At 68.9% G+C, this 4,342-nt stretch carries 4 protein-coding genes; 1 reads left to right on the top strand and 3 read right to left on the bottom strand.

Annotated elements, in window-relative coordinates:
- A partial coding sequence (locus tag Q8M88_RS10765; RefSeq protein WP_305597158.1) for a 3-hydroxyacyl-CoA dehydrogenase NAD-binding domain-containing protein occupies positions 1–1,484 on the bottom strand: 1,484 nt, incomplete at its 3' end.
- Positions 1,485–1,639: 155 nt separating this feature from the next.
- Here Q8M88_RS10765 and Q8M88_RS10760 point away from each other — a divergent pair.
- A complete protein-coding gene (locus tag Q8M88_RS10760; protein WP_305597157.1) occupies positions 1,640–2,425 on the top strand; it encodes an SDR family oxidoreductase in 786 nt (261 codons plus the stop codon).
- Positions 2,426–2,434: 9 nt separating this feature from the next.
- On the opposite strand, the gene aceB is transcribed toward Q8M88_RS10760, so the two are convergent.
- Together aceB and Q8M88_RS10750 are read right to left on the bottom strand one after the other, a co-directional pair.
- Positions 2,435–4,033, bottom strand: a complete 1,599-nt coding sequence (aceB, locus tag Q8M88_RS10755) for a malate synthase A (protein WP_305597156.1) — start codon at positions 4,031–4,033, stop codon at positions 2,435–2,437.
- 76 nt (positions 4,034–4,109) lie between these two features.
- A partial coding sequence (locus Q8M88_RS10750; RefSeq protein WP_305597155.1) for a hypothetical protein occupies positions 4,110–4,342 on the bottom strand: 233 nt, incomplete at its 5' end.

Here is a 4,342-nt window from a genome sequence, read left to right as displayed (position 1 = left end):
GCGCGGCTGCGGGCCAGCATGCGGTTGCCGACAAAGCCCGGCGAGACCCCGACCACTACGCCGACCTTGCCGATCTGCTTGGCGAGCGCGAGCGCCGTGGCGACCACCGACTTGGAGGTCTTGTCGGCGCGGATGATCTCCACCAGCCGCATGACGTTGGCCGGCGAGAAGAAGTGCAGGCCGATCACCTGTTCCGGCCGCTTGGTCGCCTGGGCGATCTCGTCGATGTTCAGGTACGAGGTGTTGGTGGCCAGGATCGCGCCCGGTTTGCAGACCGCGTCCAGCTTGGCGAACACTTCCTTCTTGATGTCCATCCGCTCGAACACCGCCTCGATCACCAGGTCGGCGTCGGCCAGCGCGGCGATGTCCAGCGAGCCGGTGATCAGGCCGGTGCGGGTCGCCACCTGCTCTGCGCTCAAGCCCCCGCGCGACGCCGTGCGCTCATAGTTGCCGCGGATCACCCCCAGCCCGCGGTCCAACGCCTCCTGCTTGACCTCGACGATGGTCACCGGGATGCCGGCGTTGGCGAAGTTCATGGCGATGCCGCCGCCCATGGTGCCGGCGCCCAGGATGCCGACCTTCTTGATCGCCACGGTGGGCGTGTCGCGCGGGATGTCGGGGATCTTGGCCACTTCGCGTTCGGCGAAGAAGCTGAAGCGCTGGGCCGCCGACTGCGGTCCGGCCATCAGCTCGGCGAACAGGCGGCCCTCTTCCTTGATGCCCTCGGCGAAGGGCAGGGCGACGGCCGCCTCAATGCAGCGGATGTTGTATTCGGGCGCGAGGAAGCCGCGGAATTTGCGAGCGTTGGCCTTGCGGAAGTCGGCGAAGATCTCCGGCTTGCCGCGGTCGGCGATCACCTTGGCGTCGTTATCGCTGACCTTGCGCAGGGGTCGCTTCTCGGCGACCGCGCGGCGGGCGAAAGCCAGCGCGCCCTCGCGCAGCTTGCCCTCCTCGGTCAGTTCGTCGACCAGGCCCATGGCCAGGGCGTCCTTGGCCGGCGCGGGCTCGCCGAAGCCCATCATCTCCAACGCCTTGGCGGCGCCGACGATGCGCGGCAGCCGCTGGGTGCCGCCGGCGCCCGGCAGCAGCCCCAGCTTCACTTCCGGCAGGCCCAGCTTGGCGGACGGAACGGCGACGCGGAAGTGCGCGCACAGCGCCAGCTCCAGCCCGCCGCCGAGCGCGGTGCCGTGGATCGCGGCGACCACCGGCTTGGGCGAAGCCTCCATCAGCGCCTGGACCTCCTGCAGTGTCGCGCCGGTGCGTACGCCGCCGAACTCGGTGATGTCGGCGCCGGCGACGAATGTGCGGCCATCACAGATCAGCACGATCGCCTTGGCGGCGGGGTCGGCCTCAGCCTGGGTGAAAGCCTCGAACAGCCCCGTGCGAACCGCCGTCGACAGGGCGTTCACCGGCGGGGAGTTGAGGGTGATCACCGCCACGTCGCCATCGAGCGTCAGGTCGGTGACGGGGTTGATCGCGGCCATGGATGTTTCCTGTCCCGGAGTTTCTGTGCGTCGGGCGCGATGCGCCTTCGGTGCGGGCTATTCGCGCGCCTGACCCTGCGCAAGTCAATTGCGCCCGGGCTTGCCACGCTCGGCGCCATGGCTAGGGTCCGCGTCCGCAGCCAGGGAAAGCGCCTATGGGATCTGATCTGTTTTCGCTCGCCGGTCGCACGGCGCTGGTCACCGGCGGTTCACGCGGGATCGGCAAGACGATCGCGCGCGCCTATCTGGCCCAGGGGGCCAAGGTCTATATCTCGTCGCGCAAACCGGGGGTCTGCGATGCGGCGGCGGATGAGCTGTCAGCGCTGGGTGGAACCTGCATCTCGCTGCCGCAGGATGTCTCCACGGTCGAAGGCTGTCAGTCGCTGGCCGCCAGGTATGCCGAACTGGAGCCCAGTCTCGACATCCTGGTGAACAACGCCGGCGCGGCGTGGGCGGCGCCGTTCGAGACCTTCCCCGAGAGCGGGTGGGACAAGGTCATGGACCTGAACCTCAAGTCGCCGTTCTTCCTCACCCAGGCGCTGCACGCCTCGTTGAAGGCGGCGGCGTCGGCCGAGCGCCCGGCCAAGGTGATCAACATCGTCTCGATCGACGGCCAGAACCCCAACCCGCAGGAGACCTATTCCTACCAGGCGTCGAAGTCGGGCCTGGTGTTCCTGACGCGGCGCATGGCCGGCCATCTGGCGCCGGAGCACATCATCGTCACCGCCATCGCGCCCGGCCACTTCCCGTCGGACATGAACGCCGCGGCGCGCGAGCGCTCTGACGAGTATGCCGCGCTGATCCCCGCCCGCCGCGTCGGTACGGACGAAGACATGGCCGGCGCCGCCATCTACCTGGCCTCGCGCGCCGGCGATTATGTGGTCGGTTCGACACTCACCGTCGACGGCGGTCTGGCGTTCGCGGGAGTTCGGCCGATCTGAGCGCGGCTCCTAGAGCGCGCGGTAGGCCGGCAGGGTCAGGAACTCCTCGAAGCTTTCCGACAGGCTCATGTCGGCGAACAGGCGGCCGGCGCGAGCGAAGCGGCCCTGGCCGCAGGCGTTCAGCGCCACGCCCTCATGCAGCGCCTTCAGCTCCTCGTCCAACAGGACGCCGAACAGATCGGCGGTGACCGTGCGGCCGTCGGCGAGCTTGGCGGCGTGGCGGATCCATTGCCAGATCTGCGCGCGGCTGATCTCGGCGGTCGCTGCGTCCTCCATGAGGTTGTAGAGCGGCACCGCGCCGCGCCCGACCAGCCACGCCTCGATGTACTGGACGCCGATGCGGATGTTGTCGCGCAGGCCAGCTTCGGTACGTTCGCCATCGTGCACCTTGAGCATCGCCGCGCGGTCGACGTCGACGTCCAAGCGCAGCTTGTCGAGTTGGTTTGCCTGCGGCATCAGCCGGTCGAACACCTCCATGGCCACGGCGACCAGGTCGGGGTGGGCGACCCAGGTGCCGTCGTGGCCGTCGCCCGCCTCGCGCTCCTTGTCGGCGCGCACCTTGTCGAAGGCGCGCGCGTTGGCCTCGGCGTCGCCCTTGATCGGGATCTGCGCGGCCATGCCGCCCATGGCGAACGCGCCGCGCCGGTGGCAGGTCTGGATCAGCTTCAGCGAGTAGGCGCGCAGGAACGCCTGGCCCATGGTCATCTGCGAACGGTCGGGGGTGACCGCCTCGGCGTGGGTCTTCATCCGCTTGATGTAGGAGAAGATGTAGTCCCAGCGGCCGCAGTTCAGGCCGACGATATGGTCGCGCAGCTCGTAGAGGATCTCGTCCATCTCGAAGGCGGCGGGCAGGGTCTCGATCAGCACGGTGGCCTTGAACGTGCCGGCCGACAGGCCCAGCGCCGACTGGGCGTAGACGAACACCTCGTTCCACAGCCGCGCCTCAAGATGGCTCTCCATCTTCGGCAGGTAGAAGTAGGGCCCGCTGCCCGCGGCGATCGCGTTGCGGGCGTTGTGGAAGGCGTAGAGGCCAAAGTCGAACAGCGCGCCGGAGGTCTCCGCGCCGTCGACCAGCACGTGGGCTTCCGGCAGGTGCCAGCCGCGCGGGCGCACGATCAGCGTCGCCGGGCGTGCGGCCAGGGCGTAGCGCTTGCCCGACACCGGATCGACGTGGACCAGGGTTCCGTCCCAGCGATCCTTCAGGTTCACCTGACCCTCAATGAGATTGTCCCAGGTCGGGCTGGTGGCGTCCTCGAAGTCGGCCATGAACACCTTCGCGCCGGAGTTCAGGGCGTTGATGATCATCTTGCGGTCGACCGGGCCGGTGATCTCCACGCGGCGGTCCAGCAGGTCGGCCGGGATGCGCGCGACCTTCCAGTCGCCGGCGCGCACCGTCGCGGTCTCGGCCAGGAAGTCAGGCGTCTCGCCAGTGTCGAACGCCGCCTGCCGGCGGACGCGGGCGGCCAGCAGCTCCAGTCGGCGCGCGTCGAAGCGTCGATGCAGTTCGCCGACGAAAGTCAGGGCTTCTGGCGTCAGCACTTCCGCCCCGCGACCCGTAATCGGGGCGGCGAGCATCACCTGAGGTCGGGCGTCGAGGGCGACGGACATGGGCGTGGTTCCTTGGAACTGTTGCGGGCGGACTCTAGCGGACCCGGCCGTGGGATTCTTCACCGGCGAAAGCGTCTCAGGCGGGCATCACCAGCCGCTCGCTGGCGATCGAGAAGCGGGCCGTGGCGCAGGCCCGCGTCTCGTCCGACACGCGGCGCCAAGCCCGGGTCGCGGCGTCGCGATTTTCGAACGGCCCCATGACCTGTGGCGCCCCGGCCTTGAGGGCCTTGAACTCCATGCAGCTGTATTCGCCGCCGACGACCCAGAAACGTTCCATGATGCTTACTCCCCGACGGTCGCGGCCATAGC

This window comes from Phenylobacterium sp., from assembly GCF_030693805.1.
GTDB lineage: Bacteria > Pseudomonadota > Alphaproteobacteria > Caulobacterales > Caulobacteraceae > Phenylobacterium.
This window is presented reverse-complemented; position numbering and strand designations above follow the sequence as displayed.

What these genes read in the sequence shown, in the direction of transcription:
- Q8M88_RS10760 (WP_305597157.1), top strand. Translation starts at nt 1,640, where the DNA reads ATGGGATCTGATCTGTTTTCGCTCGCCGGTCGCACGGCGCTGGTCACC.
- aceB (WP_305597156.1), bottom strand. Translation starts at nt 4,033, where the DNA reads ATGTCCGTCGCCCTCGACGCCCGACCTCAGGTGATGCTCGCCGCCCCG.